The organism is Pseudohalocynthiibacter aestuariivivens (genome assembly GCF_018457175.1).
Classification (GTDB): Bacteria; Pseudomonadota; Alphaproteobacteria; order Rhodobacterales; family Rhodobacteraceae; genus Pseudohalocynthiibacter; species Pseudohalocynthiibacter aestuariivivens.
The window spans coordinates 134434-153878 of record NZ_JAGFNU010000004.1; the positions used below are offsets into that span (position 1 = coordinate 134434).

At 51.1% G+C, this 19445-nt stretch carries 14 protein-coding genes, 1 tRNA gene and 1 pseudogene; 10 read left to right on the forward strand and 6 right to left on the reverse strand.

Annotation, left to right across the window (positions count from 1 at the left end):
* The first annotated feature begins 39 nt into the window (after positions 1 to 39).
* The 5 genes from J4E70_RS08030 to J4E70_RS08050 all read left to right on the forward strand — a co-directional run bounded on the left by J4E70_RS08030 (position 40) and on the right by J4E70_RS08050 (position 5974).
* Entirely contained in the window at positions 40 to 3480 is a 3441-nt protein-coding gene (locus J4E70_RS08030) for a pyruvate carboxylase (RefSeq protein ID WP_213888580.1), read from the forward strand.
* Positions 3481 to 3690: 210 nt separating this feature from the next.
* A complete protein-coding gene (locus J4E70_RS08035; RefSeq protein ID WP_213888581.1) occupies positions 3691 to 4086 on the forward strand; it encodes an MAPEG family protein in 396 nt (131 codons plus the stop codon).
* A gap of 88 nt (positions 4087 to 4174) precedes the next feature.
* Positions 4175 to 5005 (forward strand): phosphodiesterase, encoded by an 831-nt coding sequence (locus J4E70_RS08040; protein ID WP_213888582.1) that lies wholly within the window; start codon positions 4175 to 4177, stop codon positions 5003 to 5005.
* Positions 5006 to 5090: 85 nt separating this feature from the next.
* Positions 5091 to 5807: a TerC family protein gene (locus J4E70_RS08045; RefSeq protein WP_213888583.1), complete on the forward strand. Its 717-nt coding sequence runs from the start codon at positions 5091 to 5093 to the stop codon at positions 5805 to 5807.
* Positions 5808 to 5899: 92 nt separating this feature from the next.
* A tRNA-Gly gene (locus J4E70_RS08050) sits at positions 5900 to 5974 on the forward strand.
* Between the two features lie 584 nt (positions 5975 to 6558).
* Here J4E70_RS08050 and J4E70_RS19515 read toward each other — a convergent pair.
* The 5 genes from J4E70_RS19515 to J4E70_RS08070 form a co-directional block, all read right to left on the reverse strand.
* The gene (locus tag J4E70_RS19515; protein WP_281414288.1) at positions 6559 to 6693 is read right to left on the reverse strand and encodes a hypothetical protein; all 135 of its coding nucleotides are present in this window, start codon (positions 6691 to 6693) and stop codon (positions 6559 to 6561) included.
* Positions 6694 to 7189: 496 nt separating this feature from the next.
* Positions 7190 to 8305, reverse strand: coding sequence for an alanine/ornithine racemase family PLP-dependent enzyme (locus tag J4E70_RS08055; protein ID WP_213888584.1), 1116 nt, complete (start codon positions 8303 to 8305; stop codon positions 7190 to 7192).
* A complete protein-coding gene (locus J4E70_RS08060; protein ID WP_213888585.1) occupies positions 8302 to 9486 on the reverse strand; it encodes an N-acetyltransferase DgcN family protein in 1185 nt (394 codons plus the stop codon). The genes J4E70_RS08055 and J4E70_RS08060 overlap by 4 nt, the downstream gene beginning before the upstream one ends.
* A gap of 92 nt (positions 9487 to 9578) precedes the next feature.
* Positions 9579 to 10340 (reverse strand): hypothetical protein, encoded by a 762-nt coding sequence (locus tag J4E70_RS08065; RefSeq protein WP_213888586.1) that lies wholly within the window; start codon positions 10338 to 10340, stop codon positions 9579 to 9581.
* A gap of 79 nt (positions 10341 to 10419) precedes the next feature.
* Positions 10420 to 10773 (reverse strand): hypothetical protein, encoded by a 354-nt coding sequence (locus J4E70_RS08070; protein WP_213888587.1) that lies wholly within the window; start codon positions 10771 to 10773, stop codon positions 10420 to 10422.
* A gap of 748 nt (positions 10774 to 11521) precedes the next feature.
* Here J4E70_RS08070 and J4E70_RS08075 point away from each other — a divergent pair.
* The 5 genes from J4E70_RS08075 to J4E70_RS08095 all read left to right on the forward strand — a co-directional run bounded on the left by J4E70_RS08075 (position 11522) and on the right by J4E70_RS08095 (position 19010).
* Positions 11522 to 12235 (forward strand): polysaccharide deacetylase family protein, encoded by a 714-nt coding sequence (locus J4E70_RS08075; RefSeq protein WP_213888588.1) that lies wholly within the window; start codon positions 11522 to 11524, stop codon positions 12233 to 12235.
* Positions 12236 to 12780: 545 nt separating this feature from the next.
* Positions 12781 to 13230, forward strand: coding sequence for a hypothetical protein (locus J4E70_RS08080; protein WP_213888589.1), 450 nt, complete (start codon positions 12781 to 12783; stop codon positions 13228 to 13230).
* A complete protein-coding gene (locus tag J4E70_RS08085) occupies positions 13223 to 15496 on the forward strand; it encodes a glycosyltransferase family 2 protein (protein ID WP_213888590.1) in 2274 nt (757 codons plus the stop codon). The genes J4E70_RS08080 and J4E70_RS08085 overlap by 8 nt, the downstream gene beginning before the upstream one ends.
* 382 nt (positions 15497 to 15878) lie before the next feature.
* Positions 15879 to 16643 (forward strand): SAM-dependent methyltransferase, encoded by a 765-nt coding sequence (locus J4E70_RS08090; protein ID WP_213888591.1) that lies wholly within the window; start codon positions 15879 to 15881, stop codon positions 16641 to 16643.
* Between the two features lie 159 nt (positions 16644 to 16802).
* The gene (locus tag J4E70_RS08095) at positions 16803 to 19010 is read left to right on the forward strand and encodes a capsular polysaccharide synthesis protein (protein ID WP_213888592.1); all 2208 of its coding nucleotides are present in this window, start codon (positions 16803 to 16805) and stop codon (positions 19008 to 19010) included.
* 104 nt (positions 19011 to 19114) lie between these two features.
* Here the strand turns inward: J4E70_RS08095 and J4E70_RS08100 are convergent.
* Positions 19115 to 19393: pseudogene (locus J4E70_RS08100) on the reverse strand (IS6 family transposase); the annotation flags it as partial.
* Positions 19394 to 19445 lie beyond the last annotated feature (52 nt).

A 19445-nucleotide genomic window follows, 5' to 3' on the forward strand; every position in this document is an offset into this window, starting at 1 on the left:
GACACCAAAGTTTGACATCACATTGGGAGGATCTTGCCCGTGGCTGAATTTCAAAAAATCCTGATTGCCAACCGGGGTGAGATTGCGATCCGCATTATGCGGGCAGCAAATGAGATGGGCAAACGCACGGTCGCTGTGTTTGCTGAAGAAGACAAGCTGGGTCTGCATCGCTTCAAAGCGGACGAAGCCTATCGTATCGGCGAAGGTATGGGGCCGGTTGCGGCCTACCTGTCGATTGACGAGATCATTCGTGTTGCCAAGGAATGTGGCGCAGACGCTATTCATCCGGGCTACGGGCTTTTGTCGGAAAACCCTGACTTTGTGGATGCCTGCGTGGCAAACGGCATTACATTTATTGGCCCAAAAGCCGAAACCATGCGCGCCCTTGGCGACAAAGCCTCCGCCCGAAGAGTGGCAATCGAGGCGGGTGTTCCCGTCATCCCAGCGACGGAAGTTCTGGGAAATGACATGAAAGCTATCAAAGACGAAGCCGCTAAGGTTGGCTATCCGCTGATGCTGAAAGCAAGCTGGGGCGGCGGCGGACGCGGGATGCGGCCAATCTTTTCGGAAGACGAAGTTGAAGAAAAGGTTCTGGAGGGTCGGCGCGAAGCCGAAGCCGCCTTTGGCAACGGCGAAGGGTATCTCGAAAAGATGATAACCCGCGCCCGCCACGTCGAGGTGCAGATTCTGGGCGACACCCACGGCAATATCTACCACCTTTACGAGCGGGATTGTTCTGTTCAGCGCCGCAACCAAAAAGTTGTAGAGCGTGCGCCTGCGCCCTATCTCAGCGAAGCACAGCGTGAAGAGATCTGTGATCTTGGCCGCAAGATTTGCGCCCATGTAAATTATGAATGCGCTGGCACGGTTGAATTCCTGATGGATATGGAAACCGGAAAATTCTTTTTCATCGAAGTGAACCCGCGGGTGCAGGTCGAGCATACAGTGACAGAAGAGGTCACCGGTATCGACATCGTGCAGGCGCAGATTCTAATCGCCGAAGGCAAATCCATTGCCGAAGCGACAGGCAAGGCAAGCCAATACGATATCCGCCTGAATGGTCACGCGCTGCAAACCCGGATTACCACCGAGGATCCACAGAACAACTTTATCCCTGATTACGGGCGTATCACTGCCTACCGTTCGGCGACTGGCATGGGCATTCGGTTGGATGGCGGCACGGCCTATGCTGGCGGTGTAATCACGCGCTACTATGACTCCCTTCTGACCAAAGTAACCGCTTGGGCACAAACACCTGAAAAGGCTATTGCGCGAATGGACCGCGCCCTGCGCGAGTTTCGTATCCGTGGCGTTTCAACCAATATCGCCTTTGTTGAGAACCTGTTAAAACACCCAACCTTCCTTTCGAACCAGTACACAACCACGTTTATCGACGAAACGCCGGAACTGTTTCAGTTCAAACGCCGTCGTGACCGGGCGACAAAAATTCTGACATATATCGCCGATATCACGGTAAACGGACATCCGGAAACGGCTGGGCGCGTCAAGCCAGCAGAAGGGCTCAAGGCGCCAAAACCGCCTATTCCGCAACGCGAAGGGGTTTCCGGGACCCGCAATCTGCTTGAAGAAAAGGGTCCGCAGGCCATTGCGGACTGGTTGGCAGACCAGAAAAAGCTTGTATTGACCGATACAACAATGCGCGATGGGCATCAGTCCCTTCTGGCGACACGGATGCGTTCGATCGACATGATCAAGGCCGCCCCGAGCTATGCCGCAAACCTACCGGAGCTCTTCAGCATTGAATGCTGGGGCGGCGCTACCTTTGATGTCGCCTACCGTTTCCTGCAGGAATGCCCATGGCAGCGGCTTCGCGATCTGCGCGCAAAAATGCCAAACGTAATGACACAGATGTTGCTGCGTGCAAGCAATGGTGTTGGCTACACAAACTACCCCGACAATGTTGTGCAGGAGTTTGTTAGACAAGCTGCAACGACAGGAGTTGATGTGTTCCGCGTCTTTGACTCGCTTAACTGGGTCGAGAACATGCGCGTCGCAATGGATGCGGTTGTTGAAAACAACAAGATCTGTGAAGGCGCAATTTGCTACACCGGCGACATTTTGAATCCGGATCGCGCGAAGTACGATCTGCAGTACTATGTAAACATGGGGAAAGACCTCAAGGCGGCTGGCGCGCATATCCTTGGGCTGAAAGACATGGCCGGCCTGCTGAAACCAGCGGCCGCGCGCTTGCTGATCAAGGCGTTGAAAGAAGAGGTTGGTCTGCCGTTACATTTCCACACCCATGACACGTCTGGTATTTCTGCTGCCACGGTTCTTGCGGCGGCGGAAGCCGGTGTTGATGCGGTAGACGCGGCAATGGACGCCTTTTCTGGTGGCACGTCACAGCCTTGTCTTGGTTCAATCGTCGAAGCGCTGGCGCATACAGAACGCGACACAGGGATCAATATTGATGCTGTGCGCCAGTTGTCTGACTACTGGGAACAAGTTCGCGCCCAATATGCCGCTTTTGAAAGTGGCATACCAGCACCCGCGTCCGAAGTTTACTTGCACGAAATGCCCGGAGGCCAGTTTACCAACCTTAAAGCACAGGCGCGTAGCCTGGGGCTTGAAGAGCGCTGGCACGAGGTCGCCCGAACCTATGCTGATGTGAACCATATGTTCGGCGATATCGTTAAGGTAACGCCTTCTTCCAAGGTTGTTGGCGACATGGCGCTGATGATGGTCAGTCAGAACCTCACGCGTGAACAGGTTGAAGACCCGGCCGTTGATGTTGCTTTCCCGGACTCCGTCATCGACATGATGCGCGGAAACCTGGGCCAGCCCCCCGGTGGCTTCCCCGCAAAGATTGTAAAAAAAGTGTTGAAAGGCGAGAAAGCGGATACAAGCCGACCGGGCGCCCATTTACAGCCAGTCGATCTTGAGGCGACACGGGCAAGCCTCGTTAAAGAGTTGGAGGGCTTCAAAGTCGATAGCGAAGACCTGAATGGTTACCTGATGTACCCAAAAGTATTTCTGGATTACATGGGCCGACACAGGGTCTACGGCCCGGTGCGGACCCTGCCGACACGGACATTTTTCTATGGAATGGAGCCTGGAGAAGAAATCGCTGCAGAAATTGACCCCGGGAAAACGCTTGAGGTGCGCCTTCAGGCCGTTGGCGAAACCAATGAGGACGGCGATGTAAAAGTATTCTTTGAACTCAATGGCCAGCCAAGGGTCATCCGAGTCCCAAACCGACTGGTGAAATCCCAGACTGCAGCGCGCCCGAAGGCGGATGTTAGCAACCCGAACCATATTGGTGCTCCGATGCCGGGCGTGGTTGCGACGGTAACTGTCACAGCCGGACAGAGTGTGAAAGAAGGAGATTTGCTGCTGACAATCGAGGCGATGAAAATGGAAACCGGCATTCATGCCGAACGCGATGCGGTGGTAAAAGCGCTGCATGTTCATGTGGGTGCGCAGATTGATGCAAAAGATCTGCTTGTCGAACTGGAATAGTAGAAACTATTCCATTGCAGCGCTAACGCGCTATTCTTTAAAGCGCGCCCCTATGGGGCTCGGATGCCTCCGGCGGGGATATTTTTGGGAAAAAGAAAGGGCGTTTTTACGTTCCATAATCCAGGGTATCAGCGCCGGGAGCCAAACTGTTCAGCGATGGTTTTCTGTTAAAGTGTCCATAGGATAAGAGGCCGCAACAAGGAATTCAGAATGCCAGACCCGGTAACAGTAACTCCGCTTTATACTGGATTGCTGGCTTTGTTGTTTCTGTATCTGAGCGCTAGGGTGGTATTTCGCCGTTATGGCGCAGGTGTTTCTATTGGAGATGGAAACGACAAAGACTTGCAAAAACGCATACGCGTCCAGGCAAATTTTGCGGAGTATACTCCGATCGCCCTGATTTTACTGGCTATGGCTGAACTGCAGAGTGCACCCTTGATGGTTTTGCATTTCCTCGGACTGACGCTTTTGTTAGGGCGCTGCATCCATGCGATTGGTCTTAGCCGCACCCCACAGCTCATTTCCGCCCGTAGAGCAGGGATGTATTCGACCGTTGGAATGATTGTCATCACAGCCCTTTCCAACATAGTGCACGCCGTTTTCTAGCAATTTCAGGCGACGCTAAAAATAACATTGCCTGAATCGTTTCTTCCAAGCATCGTGCGCTAAACTGTCTTTGCCTGAGGCCTGCACGATGTCCGAATTCACTGAAAAACTGCTTATTTTTACAGATATCCACATTAGTGACCTAGGAAAGACGATCATTGATCTCGATCCGCTTGAACGTTTCCAGACCGGATTATCTCATGCTATTCAAACTCATCCGGACACCACACGCATAATCATTACCGGTGATCTAGCCCATAACGGGGAAATTGCGGAGTATCAGCGCCTTAGCAATGCCCTAAAAAATTTGCCTGTCCCTGTCACACTGATGATTGGCAATCACGATAATCGGGATAATTTCCTTTCGGTTTTTCCGGAAACGAAATGTACAGAATCCGGCCATGTGCAGGAGATGCTGGAGCTTGGTGATACGTGTCTGATCACATTGGACACTGTGGACGCACCCCCTTACCCGAAGGGCCGCCATGCGGGCCATCTATGTGGCGCACGGCTTGCGTGGCTTGAGACTGCGTTGACGCGCGCGAACGGGCGGCGGGTACTGATCTTTACGCACCATCCGCCGTTTCGCGTTGGATTCCCGGCAATGGATGAAATCAGACTTCGAAACGACACCGCACTTATGGCGCTGTTGCAGCGCTTCCCGAACGTCCGACATCTTTTTGCCGGGCATGTGCACCGTACAATTTCAGGCAACATCGGCGGTCTTGGGTTTACGGTGTTTAAAAGCCCCTGCCATCAAATGCCTATGGATTTAACGGGAAGGGACGGTTCTCTGTCCACCGATGAACCTGGCGCCTACGGCATCGTGTTGTTGTCAGCGGATAATGTGGTAGCGCATACAGAAGACTTTGAACAGGCACGGGGACCACATCCACAGCTACAACCAGCCGATGCGTAGCCACATTAAAGCCGGGTCAGGCTAAGAAATTGGGAGCGCGACAGTAGAACTGCTGTAACAAAAGAACAAACCACAAGAGGTATTCATGATAGAGCTACTCGCCAATCCTGCTGTCTGGGTTTCCTTCCTGACGCTCACGGTTCTCGAAATTGTTCTGGGGGTAGACAATGTTATCTTTATTTCTATCGCCTCATCCAAACTGCCACCAGAACAACGCCGAAAAGCCCGAACCATTGGGCTAATTGGTGCGTTGTTACTGCGTATTGGTTTGTTGTTTTCCATCGCCTGGATTGTATCGCTTCAGAAACCTTTGTTCGAGATTTTCAGCCAATCTTTCAGTTGGCGCGACATTATACTGATCGCCGGCGGTGTGTTCCTGCTTTATAAAGCGACAAGTGAAATTTTCGTTGAAATGGAGGGCCCGGAAAACACACAAAGGGTGATTGTGACCGGCTTTGCCTCTGTAATACTGCAAATTATGGTGCTTGATCTGGTCTTTTCTTTTGATTCAGTTATCACCGCCGTCGGCATCGCGGACCATTTGGAAGTCATGATCGCCGCCGTTGCCGTGGCCATCCTGATTATGATGATCGCGGCGGAGCCAATAGCCAAATTTGTAGAGGATCATCCATCGACTAAAATGCTGGCCCTGGCATTTTTGGTGATGGTCGGCGTCGCGTTGGTTGCCGACGGGCTGCATCAGCACTTTGAACGCGGGTTTATTTACGCAGCAATGGTTTTTGCCGGGGGTGTTGAAGGGCTGAACCTGCTTCGCAATCGAAAACACAGGAAGAAGGCGTAGCGCCAACGTCGTATATTTATTTATGCGTAGAGGTGTTTTTTTCACTTGCGGCTTGGTGCGAGACTTTATAGATGATGCTCACCCAATAGGATGCGGGCGTAGCTCAGGGGTAGAGCATAACCTTGCCAAGGTTAGGGTCGTGAGTTCGAATCTCATCGCCCGCTCCATTGGAAATAAAAAAAAACAACAAGTTACAGGCTACATAGTAGCTGGTGACTTGCATTATCACAAAAAATTTTAAGAAATTCCACAACAGAAAGTGTGATTTTTTCTTGGCAAGGTGCACAAAGCTATTCGCTTTGGCCTACCCTGAGCTGCGCCCGCGTCTGTCGTTATCAGATAACTTTTTGAAAAACTGGTATCTAACCATTCAACGAAAAACGCAGAGCGGTTACTTTGAACCCAAACTACCGCATGCTGCGCAGCGGGCAACCCGCAGCGAAATGCCGAAAGCGGCCACTGAAATCTATGTGAAGGCCAATTGTCACCATCCGGGCCAACCACGCCGACAGTCCGATCCGTTCCAAAAGTACCGGGCCTCCGGTTTATATTTTGGAGTGTGTATTCCAGCCTGCGGCCCTCGCCGACTCTCCGACTAATCTGTTATGGCTGATCGAACAACATGCCCCCGGCTCGTCAAAAGGGAATCCGTCCGTTTTACGGGCATCACTAATTAAAGGCCCTGAAAATGCCCGGATCTAAAAATGAACGGATTGGGTGACGTTGAAGCCGCAACCAACCCTCCAAAACCTTACTTTATCTTCTTGCCGGCGATTGCCAGAGCAGGCCTTCCGGCCAGAGAATTCGCAGTTGCCGAGATCTTGGGTTTCACTTGTTTGGGTTTTTTGGTCTCTTTATTGCCGCGCTTGCTATTGCCTTTAGACATAGGGCTTCCTTCGATTTTGCAGCGCCCAAAGTGGATGTCGTCTGGGCCGTTTCGGGGCTGCGGGTTATCCGCTGATCGCTTACGTGTGGCGAAAAGTGGGCTTCTTCTCGTTTTGTTACGCCCTCTTGAAGCCTCGGTTAGATGACGTGTTCAGAGGGTGCGGTGCTTTGAAATCATTGCCGCTGCAGGTGCCTGGAACATTTTCTTGGCCTCTGCAAAATCGTCGTGGGCATTCGCTAGCGATCCGGTCAATGCCGGCCAACACAATTCTGCTCTGGCAAAGGTCACCACTTGCTTGACTTACCATATGTCGTTGCAACCCCATTGCGCCATGCCTTTGTTCCCTTGCAACGGTGGCAAATGCGATCTCCGAAACCGGAACTCACAAATTCCATTTAGCAACGTAGGCATAGGCGGGATTTGGAGATGTCGGCAATCGCCTGTACGACACGATCATCGTCAATGACTGTTTTGGGGAGCTTGAGCTTAGGCTGCATTAGACCAACGTCAACCACGGCCCGCTGCGTTTGGCGGGGTATGGCTCTGGCAATGGCGTATCGCCTAGTATTACTTTTGCGATGTAAGGCGCTGTCATAGCCCGCATCAACGCGCCGTACTTCATATTAAATTTAACTTCGCTCCCGACGCTCAGGTGAGATCGGGTGGTTGTTATGACTGTATGGTCACTGGTTGCTCCGACGAACGTGACACCTTCGGGCATTGTCAGGCCGGTGACGTCAGTATCCTGGAGCCCAATTGCAAGGATTGAACGCGCAGTCAAATTGGTGTCCGGAACGAGACGTGGTAACGCCGGACTGGGATCATCGAACGGAAGAAGCTCTGGTTTGACCTTCGTTTCAATAACTTCGGCGATGAGTGTAAACGCATCCGTATAAAGACCGCCGATCTGATCCCCGGAAACAGGGTCAACGCCCAGAAGGATTGCTTCGCCTAACCGCAGATCATTGATGCGACCTTTAGAATCTGGCCCCAGCGCCCACGGCAAATTGGCAGAACTACCGCCTGAAACGATCCCAACGAAGGCTCCGCATGCACCTTCAATCTCATTCGCCAGGGTCGACAAATAAGCCATTGTTGTCGCTTTGGGCGCCAGATCGCTGAGGCAAGCGAAATTCGCGCCGATACCTTTCAATGCGACCCCTGGCATCTTGACGACGTGCAGCGCCATCGCAACGAGATGTTCTGGCATGATCCCTTCGCGCATGTCACCCATTTCGACCATCAAAATGATGTTGTGGATTGTCTTGGCTCGTATCGCGGCCGCTGCGAGGCCTGCTATAACTGAAATCTCGGTGTTATAGCTGGTCTCGCAGCTCAACACGATCTCGTCCAGCTGGCTAAGCATTGGGGAGCGGATCAAGCAAATAGGGCATTTGATACCAGCCTGACGCATCCTTTTCACGTTGCTTAACCGTGCCTCCGCGAGCCCTGCCACGCCACCTTCGAGCATCGCAGTTGCGACAGCCGGATCACCACAGACGGCCTTGGTCACACCGGTGATTGTGATCACGTGGGGCTTCAGAAGCTCGACGAGGCACCGCGTATTGTGGCGGATTTTGCTGAGGTCAATTTCGATACGCGGTGAGATCATTCCGCCGCCACAACAGGTTTTTGGAGAAGACCCGGATAGGCGGACAGCACGAGTCCAACAAGGCGCGATGTCGGACGGCTGAGAGCGTCGGTAACGGGGAGGTCAAGGTTTTCCGAGTAGTCCTCGATAGCCGCCTTGATCTCCGCCTCGGACATTCCCTCGTGATTAATTGTCACGCCAATCACTTTCGTATCGGCAAAAGCCTCAATCAGTGAAATCTCGCTCGCCGGATCTGGCATAACCATATTTGGAAAGTCACAGCGATGCTTGCGCATGGGCGCGTGCTGAAGAATAACGGCGTCAGGTTGGCTGCCGCGCAAAATGAACGCTGAGGTGCAGAAAGCCGGATGGCTCAGAGCGCCTTGGCCTTCGATCAAGATAACGTCCGGTTGTTCGGCATCAGATGCTGCGACAATGGCTCGCTCGAGCTCTCCACAACAGAACTGAGGCGGCACAGCGTCCATCGCCACACCGTATTTCGCACCTTGCATCAACCCAGTCTGGCCAGTGCCGACCAGAACCGTCTTGATACCTTGCACATTCAAGGCACGTGCAAGAACGGTTGCAGTTGTCCGTTTGCCAATTGCACAATCAGTACCAAGGACCGCGATACGGATCGCCTTAACATCAGCGATGCTACCGTCAAACAGGCGCATATTTTTGCTGGCCTTGGGCTTGCGGATATCTCGGATGGTGACATCTCTGGATTTGGCGAAGGCGGCAATCTCGGGATCATCGCCCAGGTATTCGTGCAACCCACTGACAATATTCATACCGAGTGCAATTGCATCGAGCACAACGCCGCGATCTTCCAACGAAAGCTTGCCGGTAGATGGGGCCATTCCGTAGATCAATGTGTCTGGCACGGTTGCTTCGTGAACAACTGCTGCTTCAATGTCGCCGAAGATAGGAATGTTATTGATGACATTGTCGAGGACCAGACCACTGTCCGATCCGTCGTGGTTACTGTCGATCACCGAAAGAACACGATAAGCCTGTGAATGTCTGATGAGGCCGTTTGCGGTTTTGCCATCAATCTTTGCGAAGTTACCCTCGCAATACACAACCGCGGTGGGTGCTTTAGTAATGTGTTTCTGGTTGATGGTATTTTCAGTTGGCAGGGTTTGAGCACCTCTTACTTTCCGTTGGATGGTATTCAGGGTCTCAAGTTCGGTTTCCATGTTTGGTCCTTTTGGGTGACCTGCGTGCTAGATTTCACTGTGATTGACGCAAGTTTTGAAACTCTGGGGTTCAAAGCCCAGAGCATTGAAGGTTAATAGTTGGGAACGCATTGGCCTTTTGATTTCCGAAAATTCCTGTGGCACTCCCAGCGGTTGCCTGACCTGTCGAGATGAGCGTTGGCAGGCATGTCTATCGCTTCGCATCTATCGCCAGAGGCGGAATATCCGCGTTCGCACTTCCATCCCTTTCCATAGGTCGCGTCATCGAAATAGGCGTTCATAGGGATTGCAACAGCCTCGCACGTGCCATCCTGTTCAACGAAACCGCGTTCACAAGTCCAGGGCTGCCCATAGCCTGATGCATTCAGATAGGCGTTGGTCGGCACCGCAATTAGGGAACACGCGTCTCCAACATCCTCAAACCCGCGATTGCAAAGCCATTCTGAACCGTAAGTGGCATTTGCCAGATAGGCGTTTTCCGGAAGAGTGATTTCCTGGCAGACATCGTCAACCTTTCGATACCCACGCAGGCATTGCCATCGTTCCCCCGATGGATCCAGAAAGCCTCCAACGGGAACAACTACTTCAGCACAAACAGCGTCACCAGTTTCCCGGAAACCATGAAAACATTTCCAACCAGTCCCATAGACCCGGTTCGTCGGATAGGCGTTTTGCGGAATGACAACGTCAACACATGTGTCGCCTTCAACACGATACCCTAAGTCGCACTCCCACCCGTCGCCGTAGTTTTTGGCATGTGCGTTGTCTGGCATAGAGATGGTGGAAGATTGCGCGAAGGCAGGAACAGAAAACAGCAGCAGAGCCCAAATAGCGCAGGTAAGAAGTGCTACCATGTATTGAATATTTTTACTTGGATCTACCGTTCGGCACACGCACGCCAAATTTGGTGTGCGCAGCCGCGGCAAATCAGTATTACGACGCATCAAGTTCAAGCCCTTCAATGCACGCCACTGCAAGGTCGCGGTTCGGCGCTTCAGTTCCTGGCAGTGTCGCCCAGCCCGTGTCCATGACCGCTCTGCGGCGGTTGAAACCAGTGGCGTCTTGAATGGTTGCTAATTTTGCAACGCGTTCAGGGTCAGCAGCCGACATATCCAGGCAAACGGGCACCATGGCTCGTGTGACTTCGTCACTGGCAAAGCTTTTTGCCATCTTCTCGGCGTTGCCGCCGGTTGTCCATCCGCCCCAAGCAAAGCCAAGGATAGTAGCCGCAACCGCGCCTACTACAGCGCCATATACTCCGGGTTTGGTCCATTCTGGAAAAGTCATTTTTTATCCTCCGGCGGAGAAAGCGCCGCCTCACTGTTTTTATGTTTGTTTTAACAGGCCCGATCTTGCGCACGGGCCATATCCAAGTCGCGATGATCTACAGGGTAGAATTGGGACTGGCCTGTTCCCTAGCCCACCTGATCAACAGAGGCGTTGGCCATCTGCGACAAGTTGTAAACCTGAGGTTCGGCAAGACCTTGTCCTGCGCGATGACCTAGTGACCTCCCGTCGGCAACTCTTCGATGTAGCCACCTGTTACAAAGAGATGAAAGAACGTCACAAATGACGTGGTCGTGCGCGATGACATCGGCAACCTTCCAATACACCAAGCCCCCGCGAGGGGCGTGATAGCTGAATTTCATTGATAGTGGTGTGCAATTCTCTTCAGCAGGCGGTGCGCCTGAACGGCAGAAAACGGCAGTCCCTTACCTGACCTACATAGCCACTTGGCCCAATGTTTGCAACCGAACGCGTTTTGACAGGTGGAACACGGGTTCCACACAGCCCGATCCTAGCTTTCAATCTGGACCACTCAAGTGAGGCCACGCGACAGCGGCCACGTGCGCCGCGCAAACAGGCCGGACACATGACCGCATCTGACAAACAACAATCACATCAGAAATGTCTTGCTATGCAGGAGCCAACGGTATGGACCCCGCCGCCCTCGACAGCCGGAAATTGTCGTTGATAAGCCCATCTGATGTCATAGACTCGGTGCACACGCTATGAGGGGCATCAAGGGAATGATATGGAAAAAATCGCGACTGGCGTTTGCCTGACATTCGATGACCTCTTCGTTGAGAACTGGCTTGCGGCATTGCCGATCTTTGAGTCGCATCAAGCCAAAGCGACCTTCTGCGTGACGCAACTGCACAGCGCGACAGCGGGCCAAATCGAAGGACTTCGTGCACTTCAGTTGCATGGGCATGAGATCGGGTTTCATTCTCGAACCCATCCCCGGCTTCTCCCTTACCTGCGCCAGTATGGCCTAGAAAATTGGTTGACCAAAGAGATCGATGCCGGTGTGGAGGAGCATCGCGCAGCAGGATTTCCAGCGACGAGTTTCGCCAGTCCCTTTCACGCGTCCACATGGGAAACGAGGCGAGAGACCGGAAAACGGTTTGAGGTCGTCCGGGCGAAGGGGCCACGCGGCATGACTGCAGATCAGCTGGTTCGGCGGATCTACAAGTCGCCCGGTCGAAACAGTTCGGTCGACAACATCGGATCAATTGATTTTCGACATTCCAGTCAAGGAGGATGGGAATGGATGCAAACCATTCTCGACGCCCTCGTCAAACATCGAGGGGTCGGTATCTTCACCGGGCATGACATCCGAAATGAGGCAACGGGCGAGGGCCGTTACTCCACGCATTCCGACATGGAACGTCTGTTAGGTGAAATCCGAGATCGAGGGTTGAGGTTCTACACATTGACCAATTTCGCACGAATTTCGGCCGGATGAGCTCTTTCCTGAGCCCGGATTTCTGAAAGCTCCGACTTCCCCATTCCCCGATATTCTTGCTCCAATTGTAGTATGCCGCATCGCCGATCCCCACGGCTCGATACGCTGATTTCACGTCACTACCAGACGAAAGGTTCTGCTCAATCTCGGAGTTGTTTCACAACGTCTTCGCCACTGTAGCGGTTTATGGCCATACTGACTTCCCTTCTCAGAAGAAAAAAGTGACCCAATCCTTAGGCGCAAGACAGGGGTCAAAAAGTCAGATTTATGCAGCGAATAATTTCGAGACCAGCTTCATTTCAGCAATACCAATGTTGGGTGGTTCATTGTTGTAAATCCAGCACCATAACATTGCAAAAGCGAGAGCGGGCAGCCGGTTTTCTCGGGTGTGAACATTCAGTAAGCATGAACTTCAATTAGATTGCTGTTTCTTAAGATTAGAATAAGGGGGATTTCGCTTGGCTCCTCATAGGCATACTGGCTGGATGGTATGCTTGAGTTCGGTCGTGTGGGTTGTCTTTTATCTTTTGATAGAGCAATAATTAGTGCCTGAAGCAGCGGAAACGTTGTTTGGGGATGAAATGAGAGAGATACTAAAAATCGAGGAAGAAACCCAATCTGTAAATTTGTCTGTGAGGGACATTGCTCCGCGCGTTTTTGCGGCTACCGATGAGTTGATTTCTAGTTCTGCGGGTTTATTGCGTTCATATGGTCAGTATCTCGACAAGCAAGATGACCCAACAGTTGAGCAGGAAAACAAATTTGCCACCGAAGTTGAAAGCTTGGCCAACACACTTTTGGATGCTTCAAGCACCATCCGGTCTCTTTTGAAAAAAATGAAACTTTTGCCAACTAGATTGCAAATGCCGACACGAACGTTGCTCTCCCTCACACACCTCAAGTGTCGATTTGATAAGTTTTCTGAGAGTTTTCGTGGTGGCGCAACCCCAAGCGGCGATTTCTTGAATGTAAGAAACTCATTCGCAAATGCCTAATCAAGCGGGACCAAGCTGCAAATTGATCGTACGTCGCTTGGTCTGCATTCAAGCTTGCGGAGTAACGCTGCTGGATGCAGTTGAAAGCATTGGTGAAAAAGGTGTGCGCCAAGTGTCGTTGTTCTTTGGCGCAGGGACAAACCCAGAGGATATCTCATTTGCAAAGGGCTGGGAAATCGTTGCTACCGGTGGTGTCGGCGAAGGGCTCTGGTATGTAGCCGAATCCAAAAATGTTGGCCCTCTTGAGCTTAACTTGGCGAGCGAAAGGGTACAGATAGATCCTGCCAAGGCCGAGTTGGATTTACTGTCAGCCGCAAATGCGGCGGTCGCCGTACGCAACGGTGAATGCGCCGACACAGTTCTCACTTGGCTTAAGTATCATTGCACGTCGCATGGCATGAACGCAGCAGTAATTTTGAACAGGGCGAAACCCGATACTGACGAGAAATTTTTAACCACATTAAAAAATGGCCTCAGAAAGGCTAAGTTTAGTTGCGACGTGGTAGTTTTAGATGCGGTAGTACCTCTGGGTAAAGTCGGTTTGCCGCCTGAAGCTCACCCTTATTGCGCACCCGCTGCCCCCGGTAAGGACAGAATGGTTGTTCCGGCGCCCGACCCTTGGTCTTCGCCTTTTGGAACGCCCCTCTTTTATGAAATTGCGCGTGTACGGCATTTGTCTAAAGCCCGCGCAGTTGCAAACATAGATGTTTCTGACTTGCTGGCAGAAGATGGGGATGGAAATATATTTGATCGTGCGGATGAATCTGCAGGTGGAGTGATCTCAATCCTGGGAACACGATGCTATCCGTGGCGAATCCGCAAAGATAAACCCATACATTTTGCGGATCATATTTGTATTCAATTTGACAATGATTCCAAGGTGCAAAAGTGGTGTATTGCGCCTGCCCGCGCTCCCGAAAAATCTGTTTGGCGCGCTGTGCGCGTGGGAAATGCAACGCCTGATAGGTCGCAAACAGCTAGATTTTATCGTTTCATGGCGCTTCGCCATCCGGAACGGTCGGTATCGAAGATCGTACCGAAGTCGTCTCTGGTTGAGCATCGCGATCTTTTAAGACTCTCTCAATACTACTTCAAACACAAACCGGTGCGCGCGCCCAAACTGTCATCGGAGCAGCCAACATCTCAGCGAGACCGTTGCGTGATCGTGACAACGATGAAGAATGAGGGACCATTTATATTGGAATGGCTGGCATATCATCGCGCAATCGGATTCGATGACTTTCTGGTTTATTCAAATGACTGCACCGACGGAACCGACAGTCTTTTAGATCTGCTGCAATCAAAGGGTTTTCTTCAGCACCGCAACAACCCCTTTCGCTCAAAAGAGCTAAAGCCACAGCATGCCGCGTTGCAAGCCGCCGAAAAAGAACAGGTCATTAAAAACTCAAAGTGGGTCGTCTGCATTGACGTTGACGAATACATCAACATTAAGGTCGGAGCTGGCACGCTTGATGATTTGTTTACGGTCATCCCTGACGCCAACATGATATCGATGACTTGGCGGCTTTTCGGGAACGCCGATATTCACGCATATGCAGATCGCTTTATAACCGAGCAATTTACAAGATGCGCGCCCGAACTCGCACGCAAACCACATCAAGCATGGGGCTTTAAGACGTTATTTCAAAACATCGGTCTGTTCAAAAAACTCGGGGTTCATCGACCCAAGGGCCTGAACGCCCAACTTGTGGATCAGATCAACTGGGTCAATGGATCGGGCGAGCCCCTACCGCGCAATCATTACCGAAACGCCTGGCGGTCCACCGTTGAAACTTACGGCTATGACTTAGTATCGTTAAACCACTATGCCGTTCGTTCGGCCGAAAGCTTTTTGGTCAAACGTGACCGCGGGCGTGTCAACCATGTGGATCGTGATCAGGGACTGGCGTACTGGTTTCGGATGAACAACAATGCTGAAGTGGACCATTCAATCGCTAGCAAATCAAAAGCTTTGATGTCCGAGTATGACGCGATAATGGCCGATGAAGAAATAGCTGCTATGCATGCTGATTGCGTTAGGATGCACCAAGAAAAGATAAGAGAACTTTTGGAAGTGCCACACTACGCGGAGTTTTACGCGGCATTGACAAGCCAGCGGCTCGAAAAACTATCCAGAATGCATGTGCATTTTGGCGCCAACGTATTCCTGGCAGGCCCGGAAGTTATTCCAGATGAAATCCTATCCCAGGACCCGGATGAAACGTTTTTTTTCACAGTTTCCAAACGCGAGACGACGCACGAGTAGTCAGACTATACCCCCAATTTCAGAATTCTATCCCGGTAGCTTTTCACGCACGCGAACCATTAAGTTTTCAAACGTATCAAAATTTTAAAATTTCCATGGCCCATGAGGCGGTGAGGGCCTGAACGGCAAAGTCACAAAGACAAAACTCAATAAACAAGAAAACCTGGGGGCCGAGATTGAAAAATAAAGGCCCTTGAAGGGTTTCACATAGATGGCGTTTCGATCTGAATATCTGTTATCTCCGGCTGAGTGGTGTCTGCAATGTTAACGCAATCAATCAGTTGCAACACGGATAGAGTTGATAGTAGATGGCAAAAACACGAACAATCAGAAATGGGGCAAGTGATCATCGCTGCCCGTTGACCAACAAAAAGGTTTATGCGTGATTACTTTCAACCAAGCGATAGCAGCTATGGACCTCGACGAAATTGCTTCGCTTGATACCAGCGCTTTCAGTAAGCAGGATATTCTAAATCTGATACTTCAGCGTTCCGAAATCATCCGTGATCAAGACAATCACAATCGCTATATCAAGGCTTGGACGCAGGGAAATAGCGCTCCGATAATGGAACTCATTGAAAAACTTGGCGCCGATCTAATAGCCAAACGCGCTGGTGCAGTCATCTTTCTCGAATACCTCGAATTGAAACCCATTTTCGAAAAAGCTCCTCCCAAGAAAGTTGCAGATATTGGGTGCGGATACGCTTTTTTTAATCTATTTTTGGCACGCGATTTTGGTTGCGAAGTGGTGCTAATTGATCTGGAGCAAAACGACCACAAGCATTTTGGCTTCGAAAATGAGGGCGCAGCCTATTCAAATTTGGACGTCGCGCGAAGACTTCTGACTGACAATGGATTAGAGGATGGATCGATCTTCACGCTGAACCCTGAAAAAGATAAACTAAACGAAGTAAGAAATGTCGACTTTGCTTTTAGTTTCATTTCTTGTGGCTTCCATTATCCTTGGCAGACTTACCAACGTTTCTTTAAGACCTCTTTGAATAAGGGGGGGGCAGTTATTCTTGATTTAAGGCGCCGCAAATCTTTGGCAGCGCAGGCTGATATGGCAGAACTTGGCACAGTCGAAGTAATTGGAGGATCTGCAAATGGAAGCGCAGATCGGATTATGTTGACGCTTTCGCAGTAATACGCAACCCGATCCTTGCACGAATTGCGCTGCTGCATGGGCAATTATCGAAGGGAGGGCTCATCTCAAGCACCCCGCGGAAACCGTGAATTGCCTGTACGCAGACTCGCTGCACGCATATAGTATCCAAAAAACAGAGCAAGCTTTCAGGAACCCTACATGGTATGTACGCGCGAAGTTGGTACTCTTTGGATTGGTGGCCCCCTGAGTTGGATGGAACAACTTTGCTTGAAGTCCTTTGTAGACAAAGGGCAAAAAATCACACTGTTCAGCTACGAAGATATCCCAAACATCCCAAAGGGTGTTGTTTGGCGCAGCGGGCGTGAGATCATCGATACAGACGACTTCATAAAATACGAGCAGAAAGACAGCTTTGCCCTTTTTGCGGATTTGTTTCGCCTTCACATGTTACACAAGTGCCCTGGTATGATCTGGATTGACACAGATGTTTATTGTCACCGACCTATCGACTGTAGCGACGACTTTGTGATGGCATTCGAGTTACCTGGTGAACACCGCGTGAACAATGCTGTTTTGGGCCTGCCCGCCGACAGTGAAATACTGTCAGAAATGCTGCAGTTTACATCAGACCGCACATCAATCGCGCCTTTTTTGCCTGAAAAACGCCAGCGAGAGATGCGTGCTGCGCGAGATGCTGGAAATCCGGTTCATGTTAGCCAGCAGCCCTGGGGGGTTTGGGGGCCGTTGATGGTCACCCATTTTGTCCACAAACTGGGCCTGGAAAAACACGTACTACCCCTTCAGGCCTTTTATCCTATTACATTTCCCAACCGCGGAAAATTTCTCCGCGATGCAAGCTATGTAAAAGAATACATCACTGACGAAACCACAGGACTGCATTTGTGGGCTTCCAACAAAAAGCCACTAGGTAACAATCACTTTGGCCTTCCGCCTGCAGGTTCCTATCTGGAATATTTGACCCAGCTTCACGGTATAAACACAGCTTTGGCACCAATAAAGGGCCGTGCTAAAGCGAGATTTGACGGTGGGTTAGTAGATGAGCTTGATCTCGACACTGTAGAAACGGTCGCGGATCTGACAGGTGAAGCACGTAGCCTCGTCTTGGCGTTGCATCATAAACATGACTGTGACATCCATTTGGTGAATGCTGATCGACAGGGCAACATATCAAAACACCATCAGGATTGGATCAATGGATATGTTCAGTTTTTGATCGATCATGATGTGAATTCAGACAGCGTTAAAGTGATTGAGAATAAAAAGGATTTACGTCCTGTCGACGTTATTTGTAATCTGCGCGGATTTGGCGATCAGTTCAAAGTGCCGGGACTAAAAACATTTCTGGACAGATGTCTTCATTCAGAAACTCGGCTGTTCATGGATATTCGCAAAAGATCCGGCGCTTTTCCTTTCCTGAAGGATTACGGTAGCTCTGTGGTTCTATCGGACACAGTTGAAGAGGGGCGAAAAGTGTCGCGCGTGATGTTCACGCCAAAGCCGCCACAAGCAAGCGATTCTGAAACCGATTGGGATCGAATTGCACAAGAGTTGGCCGGCAAAAATGGATTCTATCGACGAGGCATTGCTGGTCACTCATTCTTATACATGCCTCGCTCAAAGGACACGCTTGTTGTCACATTTGATAACCTCGACATTGCAATGACCAAACGTGATGATCGTCGGCCGTGGGGGTTTTCGCTAATCGAGAGTCAGGACTGGTCCATGCTGGGTGTCTTGGCTGGCGGCTGGACTTGGTATCGCGAACCTTGGGTCTATCAGCAATTCGATGAACTACGCGACAGCGGTTTCTTCAAACAATTCAAGCGCGTAATATTCTACGGAGCATCAATGGGCGGCTATGCTGCGTGTGCATTTTCGGTGGCCGCACCAGGTGCAGACATCGTCGTGATCAGCCCACAGTCGACATTAGATAAGGAAATAGTACCTTGGGAAACACGGTACAAGGTTGCTTGGGATCGTGATTTTTCCGGCGACTTTGGCGATGCTGCCGAAGTTTCAAAAGCAGCACGGAGCGTTTCGATTATTTACGATCCATATGAACCTTTGGACGCAGCACATGCTGCCCGCTTCAAGCATGACAATGTGCGACACCTGCGCGCGCCCCTGATGGGACACAGGTTGGGATCATCCTTGAACCAAATGGGATTGCTATCGCAGATTATTCTCGGCGCATTATCCGGAACACTAACCAGCCAAGAGTTTTATGGTTTGCTTCGCGCCCGCAAAAAATTCCCACGCTATCAGCGCGAGCTTTTCAATCGAGCCGTAGCACGCGGGCACGTTGAACTTGCCCGCACTCTAGGAAACTACATCCTTACAAGAAATGAGAATAACGCAGTCCGCAGAGGGCTCAAAAGCCTTTAGTCAAACATGGCCTTGGGTGCGCAAATCTTATCGGCGAGCCTAAATCCAGCGATGTATCAATTAATTGTTGGCTGTCGAGACAACATCTACCCACACAAAGGCGCATCGCCGTTGGATTTCACGAACACTTCGTCGATGTGCCACTGCCAGTTCGAAAAGGCCCGCATTCGGCTGACTCGATTTCTGCGTATCTCGGCCGCGAACATCGGGCCAAACCTATTCCACTAAAACCGGGCTGTCTCATGGCTGATTTCGATGCCACGCTCGTGCAGAAGATCTTCCACGTTCTTCAGCGTTAGCGGGAACCGAACATACATCATCACCGCCAGCCGGATGACTTCTGAAATTGTTTTGAAATAGCGAAAGGGACTGCGTTTTGTCATCCAACGAAGCTACAAAACCACCCTGCCCGCCTCACGCCGGTTTCTTCTGACT